The organism is Aporhodopirellula sallentina SM41 (genome assembly GCF_000346505.1).
GTDB classification, from domain to species: Bacteria; Planctomycetota; Planctomycetia; order Pirellulales; family Pirellulaceae; genus Rhodopirellula; species Rhodopirellula sallentina.
Genome location: NZ_ANOH01000228.1, coordinates 1 through 23448 on the forward strand (window position 1 = coordinate 1; position 23448 = coordinate 23448).

Consider the following 23448-nt stretch of genomic DNA (forward strand, 5'->3'; position numbering starts at 1 on the left):
GTTCCAAGGGTGTTTGAGCGATCAAGTCATCGATGTCGCTCATATACGATGATGAGTTTCGGGTGTTCATGCAAGGCGAAAGGGGAGTGGTGGTTCGCTTAGTATGGTACGCTTACAAGCACTCTATGGCAAAACAAAACTCCGTCGCCCTGACTGCTCGTGACTTCGAGATTTTGACCGCTTTGGATCGAACGCCACTGACACCACGGCAGCTACAGACAACAAGTCAGTCATTCGATCAGCCGTTCTCCGATGAAGCGTTGGCACGTCGTCGGCTCGGCAAACTACGAGACGCTGGTTTCGTCCAATCATTTCCTTACTCGCTAGTCAGCGAAGGCAGGGCCCCAAAGTATTGGAAGCTGACGCGGGCCGGCTATCGATTGATCTACGGTGCGGATGCAATCATGCCCAGCCGAAGGTATTTCTCTGAAGTACCAATGGGTAACCATTTCCACACTCATTCGATCGCGGCGGTCATTGCTCATATCGTCGCTTGTGGGAAGCGACACGGGGTCGAGATGGATCAGTTTGCTCGGGAGAATAGCTTCAAACTCCAAGCGGGCCAGTTTCAACTGTACCCCGATGCCGCCTTTCGGCTGGTTCGCAAGTCGCAACGTGATCGCCCGTATTCGTTCGTATTGGAACTGGATAACGGAACCGAACGGGTGCGGAGCAACCGCGACACCGAATCATTGGAACGCAAGATCCGAGGCTACGACGCTCATCAATCACAGTACAAACGTGACGATCCAGCCAGGTATCTTGTCCTCTTTGTCACCACGCGGAGCAAATCACGCCTTGATCATGTTCTTGCTGCTTGCGGCAGCTTGGTTCGCAATCCGAATCGAACCACGGTGATTGGGACAACACTCCAAACTCTGCTCGACTGTGATCCCTTCGCTTCCCCGAATCAGGAATCCAATCAAGGTCTCAAAAGAACGCTGATTCCCGTATGTTGAGGCCTGGACGCCGATTGAAATTCTCGACAAATAAAGGTAAGAAATGAGTTGGAAAAGTGGCTCCGGCGTCGGCCACCGGAGCAGCTTCGTTTGGGATCGTTTCAACGCGTCGGTGCCAGCTTTTCGGACACCGATGCGAATTCCGCGTACAGCTTCAACGCCTCGAACGATGCAACCTCAGCTTCCTGATGAGCTTCTGAACTCGCGTCGGTCTACTTGTCATTGCATGGCTTAAAGAGCTCTTGATCGGGAAGGATTCAGCTAACGAGGATTTGGCAAAAAATGCTCCGCAGTTGTGGAGCCACGAAAACGCACGCTGACAACATCAGAATGCGAAAGAGGATAGAATCCCCTGACACCAAATTTCATCAGCCCATGGAAGATTCTGCAACTGCGCAAGGATAGAAAATGAGTGACTCCTCTCCTGAGACAGCCTTTGACGAGTTTAATCAGAGCGTATCCAACGAAATCCGTGCGGTGCGGCGAAGCGGAAAAAGAAAACTGAAAATCGCGAACATTCCCCTCGAGGAACTGACGCCGGAAATATGCACTATTGAGGGACTAGAATCGTTATCACTCAGTTCGCTTAACGTCCGTGAACTCCCGGATTGGGTTGGAACACTAACGGACTTGACGGAACTCAGCATCCGACAAGTTCCCTTGACGTCGTCTTTGGACTGCATATGCAATCTTACAAATCTCCAGGTCTTGGACATTAGCGGATTAAGGGTTGCCAAACTTCCCGCGAATCTTGGTGCATTGAGGGCCCTGACACATCTCCGCATTCACTCATGCCAATTTGATTCGCTCCCAGATTCGATAGGCGAACTTGATTGTTTGATCGAACTTGAGGTGGTAAACGCTCGACTGGCCACCTTGACGCGGCATATTGGCAATCTGCAGTCGCTGTGCCGCCTCGATTTATCAAAAAATAAACTCACCAATGTTCCGGACGAACTTGGAGCGGTAAGTCACCTCAAATTCTTAAATCTGTCCGAGAACAACATTGAGGTTCTTCCAAATGAGATCAGCGATTTAGAAGAACTTGAGATACTTAAAGTGTCTATGAACTCACTCAAGACATTGCCATCGAACTTACGAGGACTCAAGAGTTTGGCGGAATTGGACTTGGCTGAAAATGATTTGGTTGGATTACCGGAGAGCCTATCTTTCGTTCGCTCTCTCAAAACAATTGACGTACGTTGCAATAAAATCCAGTCTTTGCCAGGAAGTTTGGGTGATTTGCATGACTTGCGAGAATTGAAACTGCAGGGCAACAGAATTGAACAGCTACCAGAATCAATTGGAAAACTGACTGATCTCAATTTCGTAGATCTATCTGAAAATAGACTGACTTTCCTACCGGACCAAATTGCAGGATTGAAGAGTCTTCGAAGGATTTCATTGAAGTCAAATAATCTGCTTACGATCCCAGCCAGTATCGGCGAGCTAAGTGAGCTGGCTTCGCTAGACCTAAGCAATAACCGTTTGTCATCGCTTCCCAGAAGTGTTTCGTCGCTTGACAGAATCGAGTTGCGTTTGCATGGAAATCCGATTCCAGATTCTATGAAAGCGGCTCACGAAGCTGGCTGGGATGCATTCTGTGCGTTTTTGCAAGGTGTCTCGACCGATGGGATTCGGTTGTATGAAGCAAAAATGCTGCTGATCGGTGAAGGTGGTGTGGGTAAAACATCACTCGTGGAAGCGCTGCTCGGCAAAGAGTTTGTAGACGGCCGGAAAACGACCCATGGTATCGAATTAAAGCAACTCGTTCTCGATCATCCGGACGATGTGGACGATGACGGAAACGCCACATCAATATCCTTAAATACCTGGGATTTCGGAGGGCAGAAGGTTTATCGTGTCACGCACCAGTTTTTCTACAGTCCGCGTGCACTTTACGTGATTGTCTGGGAGGCCAGACGCGGAGTTGAGAACTCCAGGGTCGAAGAATGGTTGCGTCACATTAAGATGCGTGCGGGAGCCGATGTACGAGCATTGGTGGTTGCCACACATTGCGGGTCATTGGATCGCGTACCAAGAATTGATGAACAAAGGTTACGCGATGAATTCGGAGATGTTATTTGCGGTTTTTTTGAAGTTGACAGCAAAACAGGATTGGGCATCGAGCATCTTCGATCTGCAATTTCGGTCCAGGCAGCTGCACTTCCCCAAGTTGGAGAACTATTCCCTAAGGCTTGGAGCCATGCGAAGCAGGAAGTTATTAGATCGAGATCTGCGACGATAAAGTGGTCTACATTCAAGCGAAAATGCAGGACTCACAAACTGGATTCAGTTGCAACTACAGCTTTGGCTGGTCTCTTAGACAACCTGGGTCTCATCGTTTACTTTGGTGAATCCTTGGAGCTAGACGACCTAGTGATCCTGAAACCCGAGTGGCTGAGTAAAGCAATTGGCTTTGTTCTTGAAGATAAAGAAACCATTCGTGACAACGGCGTACTGTCTCACAAGCGGCTACCTCAAATCTGGGACAACCCGTCACGCCCTAACAACGAGCGTTATGGGCGTGATCTACATCCCCACTTCCTTCGATTAATGGAGAGGTTTGACCTTTCCTATCGGATTGATGATCAATCTAGCCTCGTGGCAGAACTTGTCCCCACCAACCGCCCCAAGCTACCTTGGAATAGAACAGATCGGTTGGATCCGAAGCAGCAGAAAGAACTAAGTGAAACTCGCTTGGTTGTCCAAATTGAGGAGGATCCACCCGGGCTTATCCCTTGGCTGATCGTTAGGAATCACCGGCACAATGAACGTCGTCTACACTGGACGTCGGGCGTTTTCTTGACCCATGTCCGACACGGGCAAGCACATCTTGAGATGGTTGATCGAGAGCTCTTCATTACGGTGCGATCTGTCTATCCTCAGCATTTCATGAATTTGCTCCATGACTCAGTGTCGTCACTGATCGATGAGCGATGGCCTGGCTTGAGAGGTAAGTACCATATGTCTGTTCCATGCCCAACCGAAAACGTGCAAAAGTCGAAGACCGTTTTCTGCAGAGGACGTTTTGAGCTGACGGCCCTACGGCATTTTCGGTCAGAAGGCGAGTCAAGCGAAAGGTGTCCTGCATGTTTTGAGAAACACGGAATTCAGAGATTACTCGATGGATTTGAAACTGGCGACTTCGATTGGGAATCCGAGTTTGGAAACATTGTCAAGTTTCGTGACACGGCGGCCGCGCAGTTGAGCCGTCTTGAGTCTGCCGTACGGAGTGTGCTTACGGCGCTGGGAACTAAGCCAGAGTGTCCGCGTCTTTTTTCAATTGTTACTGATGAGCTTTCCTGGATTGACCGTGCGAAACCATCGAATTGGTCAGATGTGTGGGCCAAACAGAGGTGGAGGCTCACGCTTTGGTGCGAGATGCCGGATGAATACCACCCTGTTTGTTGTATTGGAGAAACGGGGGATCACGGTGACAGCACAAAAGGCGAGTACATAATCCGGGAGCCACGTAAGTGGCTCTTGAAGTTGATGCCGTTGGTTCACTTATCGGCGCGGACGCTTGCGCTTGCTGGCGAGACCTTTTCTGCAGGATTTTCGACTTCGCCGTATTCGGAATTAGCTGATGTTAAGGAGACTATAAAAATATTGGATGCGGCGGTTAAAATGTCCAAGCTAATGCTTGAGCGAGAGAAGGAAACTCGTAAGTACGCGGAAGAGTTGGACTGGGACATGAAGGAACCGAAGGCATCGGGAGCTGTACTTCGCGATTTCGAACGTCTCCTTCGACATCTCGACCCAGTTCGAAAGTGGGGCGGCTTGAGCCGAGTTCTCGACAAATCGAGCGGTGACTGGATTTGGGTATGTGAACACCATCGGAGGTCAATCCAGCCTGGCCTTCCTGATCTGCAGAATTAGATTTTTGCTTTTGGACTCGAAAGATCGTAAGGGACTTTTGGTGCGTGGCGAGAACGATGATACATCCTGCAAAGTAGGTGCGTCCAGCGACTGGGAACCCGTGCCTTGTCGCTGAGACCGATGCTAGTTATGTCTCGATTGACCTGAGCGAGGTTGGACAAACCGACCGCTCTGGGAGAAGTGGCAAACTGACCTCGGTGTAGACGACCGAAGAGCGTTTCCCTGATGCTCCGGTGGCCGACACGAATGGCACGTAGTTATTTTGTAAGTCCTGCCAGTATTTGACGTTTCGCTTCGTGTCGATGCACGTGCAGGAAGTCATGATGCTTTCGAGTAGGCTGTTTAATCTTCCTTGGTTCAAAGCGGTCTGGTCTATCTCCAACTCGATGGACTGAAATTGCCGCGATCATTTGGTCGTACAATTGCTGCCGGAAGTCCGAAGGACAGCGTCTCAAGTTTGCAAGGACTGGTTGAAAAGCCTTCAGCATTTGCACGGTCATTTTGAAACTGATCGAACGTGGTTCTATGTCGACTTCGTGAGCGGCCCTGGCCATGATTGTTCGAATGAGGTTGTAGGCAAGAACATGAGTCCAGATTTCCTTGCGAACAAGATCTGGAGTTTTGCAACGCAGCATGTCCATTTGCAGAGTCTGTTTCAAAGATCGGATGTCCAACTCGACATTCCATCGCTTGCGGTAGAGCAAGGCGAGTTCTTCTTTCGGATACTCAATCGGATCGAAAAGCGTTGTCGCGACGACAAGCACTTTGCTGCGGAAACCTGGGCGAGCGATTCGAATGCGACAGACTCGCACTTTTAGATTGTCCGGCAAGCTCTTCCGATAGGCGTTGGCTTCTTTGGTACGTGCGTGTCGCTTTGGCCAGTTCACGATTTGATCGTCTTTGCCAAGACGTTGTCCACAACGGAAATCAAGCTTGCGAGTGGTAGCATGTCTGACGACAAAATCCACGCCACGAGTTTGAAGTGCGGTCAGTTCGCCCCAGGAACACATAAGTCGATCAGCTACCATGATGTCACCCGAACGAAAGGCATCCATTAATCGACGGAGCAAACCGAGTTCGCTTTGGCCTTTACCCGAATAGGCGCAAATTGCCATGTCGACGACAGCTCCGCACGAAAGTGAAAAGACGGTGCACACTCTCGCCATTGGGCGTCCAAGCCCCGGCCTTTGATACGATGGCTGGGGGTATTCTGATTGATTATCTGCCGTGTCCGGCATCTTCACCGTCGTGCCGTCGTACAGATAGACGCGCCGACCATGCCATAACCATTCAGCTTTCGCACTGTCATCCAGCGCACGTCCCGCTCGACGCGCGACATCGGAGAAGAATTTCTCCGGGAGCCGTTTTCTTGCCTGACAATATGCGGAAGTCTCTGACGAACAAGGGCCTTGATTGCGTGAGATCCTGTGAGCAATCAGCCTTGCGACCGCAGATGCACACGACTGGTCTTCGCTGAGGATTTGCCCCAGAAAAACCCACAGGGTTACGAGCGGCGAGTAGATCCTTTCTTTCCAACAGACGCCATTCTGAGACAGTGCATTAGAGATAGACTGCTCTGAAAGAACGTCAGTGAATGGTAGACCGCCATCCTGTAAGAACTGGCGACGCAAGAAACTGATCTGTTCACCCAACGGACCTTGGTTCAAACTACCCATCACAGAGGCCTCCTTGCCGAAGATGAAGTTGTGGTAAACCCATCTAAGCAAGTGAGGCCTTTCTTGCATATGTCGTTTCAGTGAAACGAGTTAGCGATAACTACGTGCCATTCGTGGCCGACACCGGAGGCATTTTGCGTGCTTTGCAATGCACCGGCTACGTTTGTTGGAGGGGATGATCCTTGATTGCCGATCGGCAGACTGTGATCATTTTGAAGAGTTTTCTTGACAAAGTTGCGTGACGATTGATGCTGAAAAATGCTACTATGAGACGCCGCTTGATTCGCCGCTGACTCATCATCCTTCGTACCGCTCCTATGCGTGCGGCCCCTTCCTTCGCTACTCAACCGGCGATCCTGGACGAATGTAGGTTGCGTCTCTTCGTTCCGCATCGCTGGACCAGTGTCGAACACACTCGGATCGAGATGGGAATGGGTTTTGGACATTATCGGTGACTTCCGGAAATCGATCGGCCTCGTCTCGGCTTGGCCGCAATCGATGGCCTCGCCGAGCGAGTACCCCCGCTATCCCTCGCATGCTGCATTGTTTGACTCTCCCCACTGGCGTAACCAATGGATCGGAAGCGATGGCTGCAGTGCTGAGAAGCATGCACGCCGCAAATCAGGCTCGCCAAGCGGTTGAACTGATCTTGGCTGAACATGATGGACTTGTTCAATTCTTCGTTGATTGTCCGCTCAACTTACGATCGCTTCTGCTCGTTCATCTGTTGGATGCATTTCCTGGAGTCAAACTTGAGCGAGTCTCAGAGAGCCTCTTTGATCGAGATTCCCAAAAATCTCGGGTTGTCACGATTCGACCTGAATACGGCTTTGAATATCTGCGACGTCGCTTCGATCGACATGATCCCATGACGGCGGCGCTTAGCCTGTTAAAAGGGAGACGTTCATTGCCAAGTCATGCTCGGATCGCGATCCGGTTGCGGCCCGCTCGTGAACACCAAAAACGCTGGGCAGAACGAGCTGAGTATGTGCAACATGGCCGCTGTTTCAGTGTAGCGCTGCAACGCAGGCTGGTTGAAATGCTGAGTCATGGACGAATGTTGAACCGCTGGTGGGCGATGGCAATCCGTGCTCTCTGCGTTCGTGGCCCAAGCGGAACGCCACAGGTTAATCGCAAGCTGCATGATTGCCTCTTTGAAGCAGAGATAGGAATCACTGTTAGTTCAAGTTCCGGTCAACCCAACGCCACAAACGAAAGACTGGTGGGTCTTGTCGGCGGGTTCGCGTTGTTTGCTTCGCCTACGAATCGAATGGTAGTCGGCCGCAATCGGGGGCTAATGACACCCGAGGAGATCGCCTTGATGTGGCATCCGGTCAGTGACGATGTGCGAGTATCTAAGCTGCACCGTAGCGGTCACATTGAGCTTGAGCCACCGATCGAATTGCCGGCACCGGGACGGCATACGTCTATGACACCGCTAGGACGCATCGCATACCGAAAAGACAATCGCTTGGTTTGCCTGCCGATCGCATCGATCCGAAGGCATTGTTACCTAACGGGAAAGACGGGTGTAGGTAAAAGTTCGTTGATGCTGTCAATGCTCACGGCGAATCTGCGAGACAATTTCGGCATCGCGCTGCTTGATCCGCATGGTGACCTCTTTCTCGATGCTGCATTGCAAGTACCGAAACGACGCACGAACGACTTGATACTGTTTGATCCGGGTGACGTTCAGCAACTCGTTCCGTTTAATCCGCTCGATGCTTCAGGTGGCATGGATCGCGGTCGGATTGCCGATGGTGTGTTATCGGCTTTCGTGAAAGTGTTTAATCTGGATGCTGCGTCGGCACCACGGCTTCTTCACATCTTCAGAAACGCGCTCTACACGCTGGTTGAACAGCCAGACGCCACCTTGATCGGCATTAACCGACTCTTAACCGACGCACCTTATCGCAAATCGGCGGTCGCCAGAGTCAGCAATCCGGTAGTGCGGGACTTCTGGCACGGTGAGTTCGGAAAATGGAACGAGCGTGATCGGGCTCAGTTTCTGGCGAGCTTGCAGAACAAGCTGGGAGCGTTTTTGTCTAATCGTCAGTTGCAGTTGGTTCTGGGGCAACCCAAAAGCGGCTTCAATCTTCGACAGGTCATGGATAGTGGTGGGATCCTGCTGTGCAATCTCTCGAAAGGACGTCTTGGTGAAGACTCGGCGAATCTTCTCGGGGCGTTGCTACTCAGTTCGCTGCAACTAGCAGGGGAGTCGCGGGCCGATATTCCAGAAAGTGAACGTCGCGACTTTGTCTGTTACGTGGACGAGTTGCAGAACTATTCAACAACCGCTTTGGCAACCTCGTTGTCCGAGGCGCGAAAGTACCGCTCCCCGCTGTTTGTATTGGCGAACCAATATCGAGAGCAGTTGATCCCTGAACTACGATCCGCCATTATCGGTAATTGTGGATCAGTGATTACGTTTCAAGTTGGTTCGGAAGATGCCCCATTTTGGTCGCGTCACTTCGGAGGCAAGGTGTCACCGGAACACTTGATGACAATCCCCAAATACCACGCCGTTGCCGACATCCTGATTGACGGAATGCCATCCGGCCCAATGACGTTTCGCACGCTACCCCCACCACAATGCATTGCGAGTCGGGCCGAAAAGATCAAACGTCACGCAGTGCGTCAATTTGCGCGACCGCGAACTGAACTGGAACGATATGCCGATTCGATGTTTCGATAAACCGTGTGAGTTTCTTGGTTAATGGAGGTTGCTGTGGCAGACTATATGTCATTATGCAACGTCAACTCGAATTTTGGAATGATGACGAGAAGGAAACCTCCAAGCGGACTCATCTGGAAGTTAAAAATGCTCAAGCAGAGACGAAACGCGAAGCGAAAGGCCTCTTCACCAACCCAGATCGTCAGTGCGATTTTGACGGTGACCCCCACGAAAAGTGGCCACAGCCCGCCAACACACGCAACAGCATCTTTGTCGACCGCATTCGCAATGACATTGACGGCCCAGCTCACCGTTTTGAAATTCGTCGGCATGACTTCGTAGAAGTTTTCGTCGACAAAGACAACCTGCGATACGGACACATCGTAGGAATCTCGCAGAAAAAACAAGAAGTGCGAGTTGCTTTCGATGACGCGAATGAAGAGATCTGGTTCGATATCGCCTGTATCTTCCCGGCAATAAACGAAACCGAACGGAAACAGAAGCCTCGATCGCTGGACTGGAAACACGTCAGTGAGAACGGAGATTCAATATGTCTTCAACAAGAGATCGCTAAACGGATCTCGCGGCAAACCGACTACACATCGTTGAAGATCGTGTCGGTGGTACGAGTCGGCTCGATGAAGGGGAGGCCCAAACTGACCAGCACCTCTGAGGCTCAAGCATTCTTCAAGAAGTACTGGAAGGATAACCCGTCACCGGACCAAGAAAAATTTGCGATTGCGACGCTGGATACAAAGCACGCCGTCCAAAGCGTCGTGGTCATTACGCAGGGAACACTCGACGCGTCGTTGGTTCATCCCCGCGAGGTTTTCAAACCCGCGATAATCGAAGGTGCGAGCGCAATCTGCCTATCACACAATCATCCATCAGGTGATCCAACCCCCAGTCGCGAAGATCACGAAGTGACGAGACGCTTGACCGAGATTGGCACGCTGATCGGAATCACGGTCCTGGACCACATCGTCGTTGGCGATGGCACACTCGAAAGCGTGTCGATCCGAGAGTGCTGAGTACGTGTTGAACAGAGTGGCAAGACGTGAGCGAACTGCCTTTGTGCCAGGCGGTGCGAGTTTCGCATCTCCCGATTCCAACCGATCAAGGTTGTCTGCGAGCAGCTCCACCTTGATCTGGAATCACGCAATGCGTTTTCCGCACCGAGGCCACACAGGCCGCTCACTATCTTTCCCCCCGTTGACATGTTCACGATAAATTTTCACGGACGACACCAAGTCGAGATTGCTACCGGTCGCTACTGCGACAACGATCAGCTCTACGTTTGCCTGGAGCAAAATGGCGAACTGTTCGCAGACGTTTCAGTTTGCTTCCCCGAGATTTCACTCAAGCCCGATGAGTTTATCTTCAAAACGTACGGCGAAAACACAGGCTTATTTCAGGCGATGATTGACGCTGAACGAGTCGTGATGGTCAATCTAATTGACACTCCGATGGACTTCCTACCTGTCTGTCGCTTGTCGGAATCGTTGCACGTATCGCCTGATTGCTAAAATGCGTTGTGATTGATTCAATGCCGTGCCCCAATCACGCGGAAGGCAGTTTGCCTTCCTGTACCACACGAATCCAACTTCAAAGACATATGAGCAGAAATATTTACCAGATGTACCAAGATAACGGTGATTCAGCAGGCTTTTTCGTGCGACGAGATTCTTGGAGTACGGTCGTCGCAAAAGTCTTGTCGATCGACGGTATGGAAACCGGCACCCTTGCAGGACAACCGCCCTATCACGGTAATCCACCCGTATTGATGGCGGTCTATAGCAACGATGGGACGATTCAGAAGGAATCCGAGGTGATGTCTTGCCCTGGAACATACGCATACACGCAAGTGGATCCACCGCCTGCGCTGAAGTAGGGAAGCCAAACACTCTTCGGCACAGCGATGAGGTTTTTTGATGCAGACGCTGCTTGGGTCTTGGGTAAGGAACCATTGCCGCCGAGGCACGACCAGAAAACACAATCACTCACTGCCGTGTCAAAAGCTTCCTGCGGCTCTGCTTTGTGACACCGCTCGCGATCGTGCATGACAAAGCGTGCCCTCGCGGCATTTTGTTTTCTTCCCCATTTCATCGTGCAGCATCCACGCACCAAATCACCGGCACACACACTTCTAACCAAAGGTATCTTGGCCAAGCTTCCCACGCTCGGAGCAACATCCGAAAACCGCGATCCGATTGTTCAAGTCAAATGGTTCACCCCCGATGCCAACTGGACTTGGTGGGTCATCGAATACGATCCTGAATCGCGAATCGCCTACGGTCTGGTTCGCGGTCTCGAACAGGAATTCGGAACCTTCGCACTCGACGAGATCGAAGAATGCCGGGGTGCTCTCGGTCTTCCGGTCGAGCGTGACCTCCACTTCGATCCGCAACCGGTTTCGCAGGTCATGAATCGGGCATAGGCAATTGGCCAAAGGCTCTCGATCTTCGAGGGCCTTTGCAGTGCGCCGCGAGGAACCTCGACCAAAATCCTCAGTCATCCGATTCCCCAAAAGCTTCACCGAAAAGAAGTGTCCGGATGTAAACAAACTGTTCTTGACTGATGATACCAAACGTGCTGAAAGGTGTCATTCCAACAAAGATTTTGGTTCTCTCCCACGGGTCGTCTTTGTCTACATGCTTTGCATCAATCAGCATGGTCTGCCAAATCCGGTGATGGTATTCTTCAGTCGCCGGGTCTTCGTCGAGCGGCTCGTTGTCACCGGCTCGTGAAAGGAAGATCTTCCTCGCGTAGTCCGCTTGTTCTCGAGTAATGTGTTCGACATCGCACGCCGCTTCGATGCCACAGAGCAACTTTGTGCGTTCCCAAAAATCCAGAGGATCAACAGAATAAGCGTCGGACAAAATTTTGGTCCACCATCGCTGTTCCCCTACTTCGTTCATCAGTCCTTCTTTGTATGAATCATCGAGTGCATGTGAGATTACGTCTAATTGTATCAATCTGTAAGTCCAGAATAAGCAGCTCTTTTCGCTAGGCGGGATCACCATAGGCGTTCGGAGCCAATTTGCCGTGAAGTCCTACCGATCGCGAAAAATCACCAAGACGTTCGGGCCGCACTCCATCCACCCTCGCTCGCAGAATACGATCCGATCTCTGTCAAACGCATCAATTGAAATTGCTCGTCAGCGAGAGCGAAATCATTTGCTTTCGGAAGACGAGGGCCATCCTGTTCCGCTTCCATCCAACCAACGCGGGCGGATTCGGAACCCTCCAAAATCACTTTCTTTGTGGGGAAAACCCTCTTGGTCACGCTTCCAGCGGGCATGGATAACACGGTAATCGCTGGTGTATTCGCCCTTTCCTGTGATACAATAGGGGCATGAAGTACGAAATTGATCTTCCAGCCGACCTTCAGCAATGTCTTTCCGCTCGCGCCAGCGAGACGGGGCAAGACGTTGTGCATTTGATCCAGCTTGCTGTGACACGGTTTGTGGCTGAGGAAGTTGGTACGGACGGAGACGATGCTCAGTGGACGCAGGCCAAGGACGACCGTCGCTGCGAATTGATTGATCGCGAAATTGCTGGCACCATCAGTGTGCCTGAACTTACCGAGCTCGCGGGCTTGCAAAAGTTGGCAGAGCGGCACTTCGATGAAATAGCATCTCCGCCGATGGAAGAAGCTCTGAAGCTACACAAGCGGTTACTCTCTCAACCGGATGCGTAGTGTGCCGCCGCTTGCGTTCACCTATCCAGGCGGACCGCTAGTTCGTCGTCACGGGCCGAGTGGTTACTCGGATGTCCAATCTTTCCGGCCATGGTTGCGTGACGAGTTTTCGTTTCGCTGTGTGTACTGTCTGGTTCGCGAGCAGTGGGGAAAACGACTGGGTGAATTTGACCTCGACCATTTCGAGCCAGTGGCTAGCTCGCCAGAGACGAGTTTAGAGTATGACAATCTCGTCTATTCGTGTCATGCATGTAATCTCCGCAAAGGAAAACGGCAGGTGCCAGATCCAACTCAGGCCCTTTTGGGTTCGGCTGTCCGAGTCCATCTCGATGGAAGACTTTCCGGTTTGACCGACGAAGCACGCCGAGTTATTTCGGTGATGGGGTTGAATTCGGCGAACCTTGTTCGATGGCGTCTCACTTGGATGCGGATTATCGACATTTGCCAAAAGACTGATCCTGAACTCTTCGCTTCATTGATGAGTTACCCAGACGACATGCCAGACTTGTCGGTACTTACGCCACCAAGCAACACACGACCAGAAGGTGTCGAGCGTTCCTATTTCGCGAAACATGCTGATGGCAGTTTATCCAACGGCTTCACCGTTTGAGCAACGATAGAACCTTCCCGCTTTTCTTATCAAGCAAACCATCGCCCTGATCGGCTGCGGAAAAGAGAAAGCCAATCGAGCCGCCCCGGCGTGCGAGCTTTACACGGGACCATTGTTTCGTGCATCACGACGTTGGGCTGAGCAAAATACAGACGCCTATTTTATTGCGTCGGCAAAGCATCTTGTCATTGAACCCAATACAGTCATCGAACCCTACGATCTGGCGATGTCGGACTTACCAGCGGATGAGCAACGATGGCGAGCCAAGCAAATCGAAAGCCAGTTTCATTTGCATTGGAAGGAGTACTGCGAGTTTGGCAGGAACTCAAGAGGCTTCCAAGTTGCAGTCGATAAGCCACGAGTCGTTCTGCTTGCCAGTCAGCTCTACCTACGCGGTTTTTACGATCGCATTCTGGCCGGACGCGACAAGTACAGTTTTGAAGATCCGCTTCGCGGACTTGGCATCGGCAACCGACTTGCTTGGTTCAAAGCACAAACGCGTTCTTCAGTAAATTCCCAACTGGACTTGTTCTAAACGTTTGATTGCGCACGTGAGATTTTACAGGCATTCTGTTTCCGCTTCTGTCCACGTTGGGCAGACGACCGCCTATGGCGGTTTCGTTCTTTCTTTGCTGAGGAATGCCATGTTGGTCGATCCGAACGATGGCAGCTGCTATGAGTGTGAAGGTCAGCTTGAAATCATCGACGCTGATGATTGCTCGATGGCCGTGAAGTGTGCCGAGTGTGGTGAAAACTACGACGTAGAGCCTGACGCCTTTGGCGACGGCTGCGTGACGTACTACATCCCGTTTACAACCGAGCGATACCTCGCTGAACACTTTGGAGACGAATGATGGACCCAAATACAGCGTGGGACAGTATGCTCATGGCTTACGCGACCAAACAATGGTCCGAAGCGTTTGACTATGCCGAAGCCCTCAAAAACTGGCTCGATGGAGGCGGTTTCCCACCGCGTCCAACCATCGGTTCGTGCAGCGGTGCACTGACCATGCAGCCAGACGAACACCTATCGCGTGCAATTGCAATCGCAAGTTGCGACTGCATCTACCGACAATGTCTCATCGAGACGAGCGAACCGGCATGAGTCTCCGCACTCCCGCCAAACCAAGGCATCCACTTTCCGAAGTGCGGTGCCTTTTTCCAGCTATCCAGTGGTTTTCGCAGTTGGCTCTTAGACTTCGCCAATGCTGTCCTCGAACGTCTGAATGAAGTCCAGAAGTTTACCGATGATCCGCTCTGTGACCTTCTTTCGCTCGAGAATCTTCGGCTTGGCTGTCATGCTTGCCACGATGTCGTCGCGAAGTGGCATTCGGCCAGTGAAATGATACTGATCCAGCACCTTCAAGATCGCGTCGGGGACCAGACCCTCAGACTTGCAAAGTTCCTCGAATTCCGCTGTTCTGGCGGAGTCCCAATAGTCGCGGAACGCATCCTCAACATCGGCATCCGGTTTTAATTGCGGCATGTTCCGATTGATAAACTGCTCAATCAATACTCGCTTGCTGCGAAGTTGAGTTTCGCTTCCCAACAGGTCGAGGATGCCTCGCTTCTTGTCACCGACCTTCTTTCGCTCCTCATCACTATCGCTATTCTGTGCTGCATGCAACTCCGCCAGCAGTTTCAGGATGTAGGCGACGTTAATTTCATCTCTATGAATAAGTTCTAGCTCAAAATCGACATCCTTGACGATCGACGCAGCCTGTTCGGGCTCAGCACGGGTGCGATCGAAAATGTCGAGATACTTACTCTTGTAGTCCTCGAACGTCTGTTCCTTCATGTAGAGGTCGGCAAACGTGAACTGCGAGAATGTCTTTAGGACATTCATCGCCCGAATCAAATCTCTAAACGCCTGAACAAATCGAAGTATGTCATCTTCGCTCTGCAAATCATTGACACTGTCTACGGTAGGAGCGATCCCGAGCAGCACTTTGACACCATCATTGAACGCCTTGACGTAGTCTTCGTAGGGTTCAATCAGAATCGTTTCGCTTGCTTGCTTATTTGAAAAAAGACCAATCGCCTTGTCTGTATTCACTTTGAGATTGCGAAAGCAAACAACATTCCCCTGAGACTTGAGGCTGTCGAGAATTCGATTGGTTCGGGAGTACGCCTGAATCAGTCCGTGATACTTCAGATTCTTGTCCACGTACAACGTGTTGACTTTTTTTGCATCGAAACCGGTTAGGAACATGTTCACAACAAGAAGAATGTCGACGCGATCTTTTTGCTTGAACTTCTTGCGTTCGCGATCTTTGATACGTTTTCCGATGTCCTTGTAATAGCTGTAAAACGTGTTGTCGCGTGTCGAATAGGCAGTGCCAAACAAGGCATTGTAATCCGCGATGAACTCGTCTAGCCGTTCACGCGTGTGTCGCTTCTTCGGGTCAGTGTCGTCGGTGCGTATGTCGAAGTCGGGCTCACCGATCAAACCGTCCGCGTCGGCATCCTCTTCATTGTCAGTGAAGGAGAACACCGTAACGACTCTTAGTTTGTGCTCTCCTGCTTCTTTTTTCTCCCTAAATTTTTCGTAGTAAGTGATCAGAGCGTCGACGCTGCCGACTGCCAGAATAGCCGTGAACGCTTTGTGATGCGTCTTGCGATCGTGGTTTTCGATTATCCAGTCAACAATCTTCTCGATTCGGTCCTCATCTTCAAAGAACTCCTTCGTGTTGATGGAAGCGACTTTCTCATCAATCAAACTTCCATCTTTGCGTCTAAGGCGGCCCCAATACTCGACTGAAAACTTCAGGACATTTTCGTCTTTGATGGCGTTTGTGATGACGTACTTGTGTAAGCACTCGCCGAACAAGTCCTTGGTGGTTCGCTTTCCCAATTCGTTCTTGGACGCATTGTCCGCAAAGATCGGCGTCCCCGTAAAACCAAACATTTGGAAGTTTTGAAAGAACTGCGTAATGCGTTTGTGCGTTTCGCCGAATTGAGAGCGATGGCATTCGTCGAAAATGAAGATGATTCGTTTGTCGGCAATGGCCTGCATCTTGGCCAAGTGCCTGCTCTTCGGATTGATGGCGTTGTTCAGCTTTTGAATCGTTGTAACGATCAACGATGTGCTATCGGTCAACTGCTTTACCAATGACTTGGTGTTGTCTGTGCCATCAACGCTTCCTTTGCTGAAAGCGTTGAATTCAACGGTGGTCTGGTAATCCAAATCTGCGCGGTCGACGACAAAGACGACTTTGTCGACATCGGGCAAGTCCTGCAGAATTTGGGAGGCTTTAAAACTCGTGAGCGTTTTCCCTGACCCAGTTGTGTGCCAAATGTATCCGTTGCCGCTATGCGTCTTGACTTGGCGAATCATCTTCTCGACCGCGTAGTACTGGTACGGACGCAATATCATCAAGACCTTGTCCGTCTCTTGAAGCACGATGTACCTACAGATCATTTTCGAGACATGACACTTTTCCAGAAACGTGTCGGCGAACTGATCGAGTTGCGTAATTAGGTCGTTGTCTTCGCGTGCCCAGTAGAACGTCTGTTTGAAGTGCTGGTTTCGGTTATTGGCGTAGTACTTGGTGTTCACACCATTCGAGATCACGAATATCTGAACATAGTTGAACAACGCCGTGTTCGCCCAGAAACTGTGTCTCTGGTAGCGATTGATTTGGTTGAAAGCTTCTTTAAGCTCCAGGCCTCGGCGTTTCAGTTCGATTTGCACCAGCGGCAGGCCATTCACAAGCAGCGTTACGTCGTAACGGTTTTTGTAAGACCCGTCCATCGTGATTTGGTTGGCGACCTGATATTCGTTCTGGCACCATCGATCGACGTTGAGAAACTCAACATAGAACGAACTCCCGTCATCGCGTGTCAGGTTGAAGCGGTCTCGAAGAATCTTTGCTCGTTCAAATACGTTGCCTTTGTCCAAGTGATTCAAGACTTTGGCAAATTCCTCATCTGAGAAGACAGCGTCGTTGTGCTTCTCCAATTGCTTTTTCAGATTAGCAAGAAGTGCGGCTTCATCGGGAATGGCCACACGCGTATATCCAAGGCCACCAAGTCTTTCAATTAGGCTCTCTTCCAATTGAGCCTCTGACTGTATCGGAGCGTCGGTGGTGTCTTCCAATCGATGGTCAGTTGGGCGTTCCATCGGAGTGAAAGCAGACTCGGTTGCAGTCGTAGTCCAGGTTTTGATTCCCATGGATTGCAACGCAGCATTTTGTGTTGGACGAACCAGCACCGCACCGAGCCACAACGGGGCTTCGATCGTCACTCGTACAGATCCATCTTCCAGACCAGCCACATGCACTTGATCAGCAGTTGCTCCAACCAGATCCGCCAGTTGCTGTTTGAATTCGCCTTGGTCGAACGAATTCATCGTTTGGTTCGGAAGGAAAAAACAAAATTCCTGCTGAGAGTCCTGAGCCCGCTTGCGAAGTTTGCGTTCCCGCCATTCCGCAGCAGAGAGTGGGAAGTAGCGTTCAACCAGCGTCAAGCCACCGTTCTCGTCACCTAGCAGGCTGCTCTCGATCTTCTCGCGGTCAAAGACCTGCAGTTCGCATTCGAGCGACTCCAGCTTTCGCATCAAGCCAGAACTGGGCAGAGTCGAGTAGAACGCAATGAATCCTTGGCACTGGTGCTGCCTGACTCGTCCCTCAATATCGACTTCATCATCAACGCCGACCGCTGCCTGATTCTTTGAATGTGCATTGTGCTTACAACTCACCAGCCAGCGAACTTGTGTCTTCCCTCCGACACCGGTACGAGTTTCCTCGACTACGAGGTCGCGACCGTCGTCGGGGCCGCGACTAGGTTCAATGATAATCTCGTATCCCAAGTGCTTTAAGAAATCACGAGCAAAGAACTCAAACTGGTCTTGGTCCCCATCAGCTTTATTCGCTTGGGCGATTTCTTTGAAGTCTAGTGCTGGCATAGGGATTCTCAGGTAGAAAAACTGATCTTGAGGATCATTCTTCAAGTTCGCCTTGAAGCTCTTGTTCGTATTGGTAGTCGCTTAGTTGAATCGTGTAGTCTTCGTAGTATTGGTCGTACAACGCACGACTGTACAAGACTCGCCCGTCTAGCGGATTCTCGTCGTCGAGCGACTGATTGAAGTCTGGGTTATCTTCGTACTCAATGCGTTCTTCGCCGACGGGTGCAACTTCAGGATCAGGAATCGAAAAGAACGCGTCCAGCATGTAGAACAAGACGCTAGCCGTCATTTTCAGGGAGAGCGATGACAACTTGTCATCGCTTTGATGAAGCTTCGGAGCCCCTTTCCCGTGCGAGATGTCGCCTCGCGCGTTTCTGAGGGCTCCCATCGCATATGCAAGTGAGGAGCACCGCTTTAAGAAGTCGTCCTCGACAATGTCATTGTTTACCTTGAGCTGTGTGACCGCGAGCTTAACCAAAGGCCCAACTTCAAGTTTGTCTAGGTCAGGTCGGGCGTGAGGATTGGGAAGTTTTTCGATGATCGACTTTGAAATACCTTCTAAAAGCGACTTGCACGTTTCGATGCAGATGTCGGGATGCTCAACGAGATCAGCCTTTGCCTTCTCAATTAATGGGAGATAGTAAGCGAATTCCGGAAATCGCCCAATTTGGTGTTCGATGATCTCTTTGACTGTATCCATTGCAGTTCTCAAACAAACATCTGTTGAAGCAAGCCGTTCTTGAATTCCTCCAATAACGTTATTCGCAGTGCAACTTCGCGAATCTTGTCATCAAAAGCTGCAGGCAACGAGTTATCCTGTCCTGCTCTCGAGTGGAGGGCAAATAAATAGGAAGAGAACAATATTCCTCTGCATTGATTCCAGGTTGCCCTGATCGCGCTGACATCACAACAACCCAATTTCTGTATCGCTGCAGATCGAATTGATAATTGATGAACGCTGCATTCGCAGACAAAATACGAAACCGAATTAGAAAGCCCGCGAAATAAACAGCCCCGTCATTTGGATTGTAGAGGTATGTTTTTCCGACACTTGCACCGGTTCGAGCTACAACAATATCTCCAATCTGAAGGCGGCAGTTTGAATCACCTCCCCCTGCAGGTGATACCCATTTGTCTTGCTTGTACTCTCCAGTCGCTTCGTCGATGTCAGTGATTCGCACATACTTGTTGACGCCATCGAAAGTTGCTGCAGCCGCATTCATGCCGTATTTCGGTGGTTCGGACACTTCACCAAGTGTTGTCTCTTCCCAATCGGGAAAGTCGTTTCCGTCATCATCTTTCAAACGGAGTTGCTTGGAAAAAATCTGTTGCATCACGCCCTTTTTGTACTGCATGAGCAACGATCGCTTCGTCTCAAGATGTGCAATCTTTTAATCAACAGAACCCAAAAAGGCTGCTATCTTCTCCTGCTCGTCGATATCAGGTGCAGCGAACGGAATCTGCGCAAAGTCTTTGTAGTAAAGTCGAAGGCGATCATTGGTTAATCCATATGAGAACGCCCAGAGCCAGTAGAGTGTTCTTTTGCGATTGAACATATGCAAAAAGAACTTTGAATCCGCAGTCTTTCGAGGCCGAAGCACGACGTAAGCAGGACTGACCATGCACGACTCGCTCGCCAGACCAACTGCGCCCTGCCACATTCGCATCATGTTGTAGACAAGGTCATCTTTTTCTGCACGAAGGTTTTGCTCGAATCCCGCGTCAACTCCGATTTGACGGTCAAGGCTATCGCGTCGAACCAACCCATCGTTTTGAGTCACTGAATAGATGGGCAGTCCTGCAGTGCCCTTCGTGCGACTGCTCGCGAAATACTCGCTTCCTTTTTTCTCTGTCCAGTCGTCTTTAAACTCCGGAAATCGAATCGGTGGGCTAGGAGACGTATTCTTGGCGGTCATTCACTCGTTCCCACTGGCGATACGACACCAAGTTCTTTGCAGAAATTCGCAATCGCTTGGTCGGTTGCTTTCATCGAGGATTCCAATAGCTCGAGATCCTTTGCAACAGCCTCCAAGTCAACGAGTGGTTCGGGTTCAAACGTGTCTACGTATCGCGGAATGTTGAGGTTAAACTCGTTCTCTTTGATTTCGTCGAGTTCCGCGACGTAAGAATATTTGTCTTCTGTTTTCCGTTGCCGATACGTGTCGATTATCCTGTCGATGTCTTTCGGCCGAAGGGTATTCTGGTTCTTTGTCTTCTCGAAGTTGTCGCTCCCGCTAGCGTCGATAAAAATGATGTCGCCCGGATTTTCGCGACACTTCTTCACTACCAAAATGCAGGTGGGAATTCCGGTGCCGTAGAACAGGTTCGGCGGAAGCCCGATAACCGCATCCAACATGTTGAGTTCTTCAATCAAGTACTTGCGAATATGGCCTTCGGCAGCTCCCCGGAACAGCACTCCGTGTGGCAATACGACCGCCATCTGTCCGTTCTCATCCAGGTGATGAATCATGTGCTGAACAAAAGCGAAATCGGCTTTCGTCTTCGGCGCTAAAACCCCGTATTGGCTAAACCGATCATCGCCCTTGAATAATTCGCGGGCACTCCATTTGGCTGAGAATGGCGGATTGGCAACGAGTGCCTCAAATCGCAACTCGCTGTGTTGAGGATGCTCCAGCGTGTCTTCTTGCTTTAGATCAAACCGACGGTAATGAACGTCGTGCAGGATCATGTTCATCCGAGCCAAGTTGTAGGTCGTGCGGTTTAATTCCTGGCCATAAAACGCCCCAACTTCCTCCACTTCACGAGCAACTCGCAGCAACAACGAACCTGAACCGCATGTTGGATCGTAAACCGTCTTGAGCCGCTTCTTGCCGGTCGTGACCAACCTCGCCAGCACGGTGGAAACTTCCTGCGGCGTATAGAACTCGCCCGCCTTTTTGCCTGCACCGCTCGCAAACTTGCCAATCAGGTATTCATAAGCGTCGCCCAGTACGTCGGATTCACTGTCTGCTAGCTCGAAATCAATCTCGTCCAAATGCGCAAGAACTTTTGCAATCAGTTCGTTCTTCTGCTTTTCGGTTCTTCCTAATTTGGTAGAAGCTAAGTCGAGGTCTTCAAACAACTTGTCAAAGTCGTCTTCACTCTCGGTCCCCATCGTGCTGCGTTCGATGTTGTCGAGGATCTTTGCCAGATCGCCAAGGATGAAAGTGCTGCCACCATCTTCTAGCGGCGTGTTTCCCCGCTTGGCTATTTGGCTAAACAACTCCGACGGCTTCAGAAAGAACCCCAGTTGCTCAACTGATTCATGCTGTACCGCTTCGAGATACGCCTTGCCGTCCTCAGACTCTTCGTTGATGTCCAAATAGTCGATGCCGTCTTCCGCCAAAATTTCATTGGCGTAGATGTGCATTTTCTCGGACAGATATTTGTAAAAGATAAACCCCAAGATGTAGTCGCGAAACTCATCGGCATTCATCTTGCCGCGAAGCGTATCGGCGATAGCCCAGAGTTGCCGTTCGAGAATTCGTTTCTGCTCTTCGGTCACGTGTGAGCCACTTCCTGTTGCGATTCAAATATTGCTACTCGGCCAAACGCATGGGTGCGTTGCCTAAAACCTGCAACAATCGTAAGATCTTGGCCAGGGGCTAGCAAGCAGGGAGAAACATGACCGCATTCGGCGAACGCATTCGAGAGCTGCGAAAATCGAAAGGCTATTCGCTTCGCGAACTTGGGCCGCTTGTTGATGTTGGTTTCACCTACCTGAGCAAAGTTGAACGCGGCAAGTTGGATTTTGGCGACTATCCGTCTACAGCACTGATTCAACGCCTAGCCAAGGAACTGGACGCGGACCCAGACGAATTGATGCTGCTGGCAAAACGAATCCCTGAGTCCATTGCGACAAAGATCATGGAGCAACCCGAGGTATTCAGATTTCTCGCAAGTTGTGAAACCGCGAAGCTTCAAAAGCTCGCGGAAGACGCGGGCCTACGAAAAAACAGCAAAAAGAAAAAGCCGCGATAACGAGCATCGAATGGTATTCGCCTTAAATTCTGGACGCGTCAATAGTGTGAGCGTATTGTGGCGACATGACCGATTGATTTGAGTACCAGGAACCTTTCAAAGTCTTGATTTCAATCCACATTTGTATTTGTTACTCCTAAGCTGCTACCGATGACCGCGTTTCTAAAGAAATGGATGAACGTTAGCCAGCCGCTTGACGACTGCGCCGAGCTTGTTGTTTTGACGGAACAGCCCGCCGCAAGGAAGGCAATTGAGAAGACGCTCGACTTGGTCGTAAAGGATCATTTCGCGGACCTCGATATCATTCATCGCATCGGCGGATACCGAAAATCGCTAGCGTATGTCAGGAACAAACTACCAACGAAAAAGAAAGTGCGATCCGGTGATTTTGGCGAGTTGATGACGAGTGAGTACATCGATCAATACACCGAGTATTCGGTCCCCATCAAGAAACTACGATGGAAAGACGATCGAAACACGACTCTGCGTGGCAATGATGTGCTTGCGATTCAGCGATTGACGCGAGGATCCAAAATCCTGAAAGCGGAATCGAAGAGCCGTTTGTCCCTCAATAATGTTACTGTCACCGAGGCACTTGAGGGGCTTGATGGAGATGGAGGACGACCGAATCCAAGTTCGCTTGCGTTTATCTCGTCGCGTTTACGCGAACTTGGTCGAGACGATGAAGCCGAGGCCTTCGAGAAGCTGCAGCAACGGTTAATGCCACCATCCAAGGTTCGGCACCTCCTGTTCACACTCTCTGGTAACGCTCCATTAAATTTCCTGTCCAAAGCAATCGTTGATTCATCTCACCCCTACAAGCGTGATATTGTTGGATGCGTCATTGAGGACCACCAAGAGTTCATAGCGGACGTATTCGACCGAAATTATGGCAGAAGATCCAAATGACCTTGCACGGCAAATCGAAACTCTGGTCCAGCCGGGGTTTCGGGAGCAGCTATTGGCCCGAGGCCTTGCTCGTGGGTTGATCTGGCAAGACGGTGAATTGCCGTCCGACGCACCGTCATTTGCGCCGTCCTTGACGACAGATCTGCTCGAC

Annotated in this window: 21 protein-coding genes and 1 pseudogene; 15 read left to right on the forward strand and 7 right to left on the reverse strand. The window is 50.7% G+C overall.

The features are described from left to right. The first annotated feature begins 125 nt into the window (after nucleotides 1-125). The gene (locus RSSM_RS15470; protein ID WP_008680513.1) at nucleotides 126-959 is read left to right on the forward strand and encodes a replication-relaxation family protein; all 834 of its coding nucleotides are present in this window, start codon (nucleotides 126-128) and stop codon (nucleotides 957-959) included. A gap of 408 nt (nucleotides 960-1367) precedes the next feature. Beyond that, nucleotides 1368-4841, forward strand: coding sequence for a leucine-rich repeat domain-containing protein (locus RSSM_RS15475; RefSeq protein WP_008680517.1), 3474 nt, complete (start codon nucleotides 1368-1370; stop codon nucleotides 4839-4841). Between the two features lie 257 nt (nucleotides 4842-5098). On the opposite strand, the gene RSSM_RS32510 is transcribed toward RSSM_RS15475, so the two are convergent. Then, on the reverse strand, nucleotides 5099-6517 hold the full coding sequence (locus RSSM_RS32510; protein ID WP_160168139.1) for an IS4 family transposase: 1419 nt from the start codon (nucleotides 6515-6517) through the stop codon (nucleotides 5099-5101). A 1270-nt stretch (nucleotides 6518-7787) separates the two neighbouring features. On the opposite strand from RSSM_RS32510, the gene RSSM_RS15490 reads away from it, so the two are divergent. The 5 genes from RSSM_RS15490 (at nucleotide 7788) to RSSM_RS15510 (ending at nucleotide 11628) form a co-directional block, all read left to right on the forward strand. Next, the gene (locus RSSM_RS15490; RefSeq protein WP_236621169.1) at nucleotides 7788-9212 is read left to right on the forward strand and encodes a type IV secretory system conjugative DNA transfer family protein; all 1425 of its coding nucleotides are present in this window, start codon (nucleotides 7788-7790) and stop codon (nucleotides 9210-9212) included. Between the two features lie 53 nt (nucleotides 9213-9265). Then, a complete protein-coding gene (locus RSSM_RS15495) occupies nucleotides 9266-10222 on the forward strand; it encodes a JAB domain-containing protein (RefSeq protein WP_008680525.1) in 957 nt (318 codons plus the stop codon). Between the two features lie 186 nt (nucleotides 10223-10408). Further along, nucleotides 10409-10717 carry a hypothetical protein gene (locus RSSM_RS15500; RefSeq protein WP_008680527.1) on the forward strand — a complete coding sequence of 103 codons (309 nt, stop codon included), beginning with the start codon at nucleotides 10409-10411 and terminating at the stop codon, nucleotides 10715-10717. A gap of 89 nt (nucleotides 10718-10806) precedes the next feature. Next, the gene (locus tag RSSM_RS15505; protein WP_044302673.1) at nucleotides 10807-11082 is read left to right on the forward strand and encodes a hypothetical protein; all 276 of its coding nucleotides are present in this window, start codon (nucleotides 10807-10809) and stop codon (nucleotides 11080-11082) included. A 168-nt stretch (nucleotides 11083-11250) separates the two neighbouring features. After that, nucleotides 11251-11628, forward strand: coding sequence for a DUF2958 domain-containing protein (locus RSSM_RS15510; protein WP_008680529.1), 378 nt, complete (start codon nucleotides 11251-11253; stop codon nucleotides 11626-11628). A 70-nt stretch (nucleotides 11629-11698) separates the two neighbouring features. On the opposite strand, the gene RSSM_RS15515 is transcribed toward RSSM_RS15510, so the two are convergent. Continuing rightward, the gene (locus RSSM_RS15515) at nucleotides 11699-12109 is read right to left on the reverse strand and encodes a hypothetical protein (protein ID WP_008680531.1); all 411 of its coding nucleotides are present in this window, start codon (nucleotides 12107-12109) and stop codon (nucleotides 11699-11701) included. 437 nt (nucleotides 12110-12546) lie between these two features. Between RSSM_RS15515 and RSSM_RS15525 the strand changes: the two genes are divergently transcribed. From RSSM_RS15525 to RSSM_RS15545, 6 genes and pseudogenes are all read left to right on the forward strand, one after another. Then, a complete protein-coding gene (locus RSSM_RS15525; protein ID WP_008680536.1) occupies nucleotides 12547-12891 on the forward strand; it encodes a hypothetical protein in 345 nt (114 codons plus the stop codon). Next, a pseudogene (locus RSSM_RS35460) lies at nucleotides 12884-13153 on the forward strand (HNH endonuclease); the annotation flags it as partial. The gene RSSM_RS15525 and the pseudogene RSSM_RS35460, both read left to right, overlap by 8 nt. A 15-nt stretch (nucleotides 13154-13168) precedes the next feature. Further along, a complete protein-coding gene (locus RSSM_RS34760) occupies nucleotides 13169-13501 on the forward strand; it encodes a hypothetical protein (RefSeq protein WP_236621170.1) in 333 nt (110 codons plus the stop codon). A 49-nt stretch (nucleotides 13502-13550) separates the two neighbouring features. Continuing rightward, nucleotides 13551-14036, forward strand: coding sequence for a DUF6884 domain-containing protein (locus RSSM_RS31730; protein WP_390174058.1), 486 nt, complete (start codon nucleotides 13551-13553; stop codon nucleotides 14034-14036). Between the two features lie 109 nt (nucleotides 14037-14145). Further along, complete coding sequence (locus RSSM_RS15540) at nucleotides 14146-14355, forward strand: hypothetical protein (RefSeq protein WP_008680541.1); 210 nt, start codon at nucleotides 14146-14148, stop codon at nucleotides 14353-14355. Nucleotides 14356-14387: 32 nt separating this feature from the next. After that, entirely contained in the window at nucleotides 14388-14606 is a 219-nt protein-coding gene (locus RSSM_RS15545; RefSeq protein WP_008680544.1) for a hypothetical protein, read from the forward strand. An 87-nt stretch (nucleotides 14607-14693) separates the two neighbouring features. Here the strand turns inward: RSSM_RS15545 and RSSM_RS15550 are convergent, their stop codons facing one another. Genes RSSM_RS15550 through RSSM_RS15570 form a run of 5 tightly spaced genes read right to left on the reverse strand, consistent with a single transcriptional unit; the run spans nucleotide 14694 to nucleotide 21912 of the window. Then, complete coding sequence (locus RSSM_RS15550) at nucleotides 14694-18407, reverse strand: type I restriction endonuclease subunit R (RefSeq protein ID WP_008680545.1); 3714 nt, start codon at nucleotides 18405-18407, stop codon at nucleotides 14694-14696. Nucleotides 18408-18441: 34 nt separating this feature from the next. After that, complete coding sequence (locus RSSM_RS15555; protein ID WP_008680547.1) at nucleotides 18442-19107, reverse strand: abortive infection family protein; 666 nt, start codon at nucleotides 19105-19107, stop codon at nucleotides 18442-18444. A gap of 58 nt (nucleotides 19108-19165) precedes the next feature. Continuing rightward, nucleotides 19166-19762 (reverse strand): restriction endonuclease subunit S, encoded by a 597-nt coding sequence (locus RSSM_RS15560; protein ID WP_008680550.1) that lies wholly within the window; start codon nucleotides 19760-19762, stop codon nucleotides 19166-19168. A gap of 36 nt (nucleotides 19763-19798) precedes the next feature. Further along, nucleotides 19799-20323 carry a restriction endonuclease subunit S gene (locus RSSM_RS15565; protein ID WP_008680551.1) on the reverse strand — a complete coding sequence of 175 codons (525 nt, stop codon included), beginning with the start codon at nucleotides 20321-20323 and terminating at the stop codon, nucleotides 19799-19801. Continuing rightward, the gene (locus RSSM_RS15570) at nucleotides 20320-21912 is read right to left on the reverse strand and encodes a type I restriction-modification system subunit M (protein WP_008680553.1); all 1593 of its coding nucleotides are present in this window, start codon (nucleotides 21910-21912) and stop codon (nucleotides 20320-20322) included. The genes RSSM_RS15565 and RSSM_RS15570 overlap by 4 nt, the downstream gene beginning before the upstream one ends. A gap of 119 nt (nucleotides 21913-22031) precedes the next feature. On the opposite strand from RSSM_RS15570, the gene RSSM_RS15575 reads away from it, so the two are divergent. Next, entirely contained in the window at nucleotides 22032-22388 is a 357-nt protein-coding gene (locus RSSM_RS15575) for a helix-turn-helix domain-containing protein (protein WP_008680555.1), read from the forward strand. A gap of 150 nt (nucleotides 22389-22538) precedes the next feature. Beyond that, the gene (locus tag RSSM_RS15580; protein ID WP_008680556.1) at nucleotides 22539-23297 is read left to right on the forward strand and encodes a Hachiman antiphage defense system protein HamA; all 759 of its coding nucleotides are present in this window, start codon (nucleotides 22539-22541) and stop codon (nucleotides 23295-23297) included. Nucleotides 23298-23448: the final 151 nt, after the last annotated feature.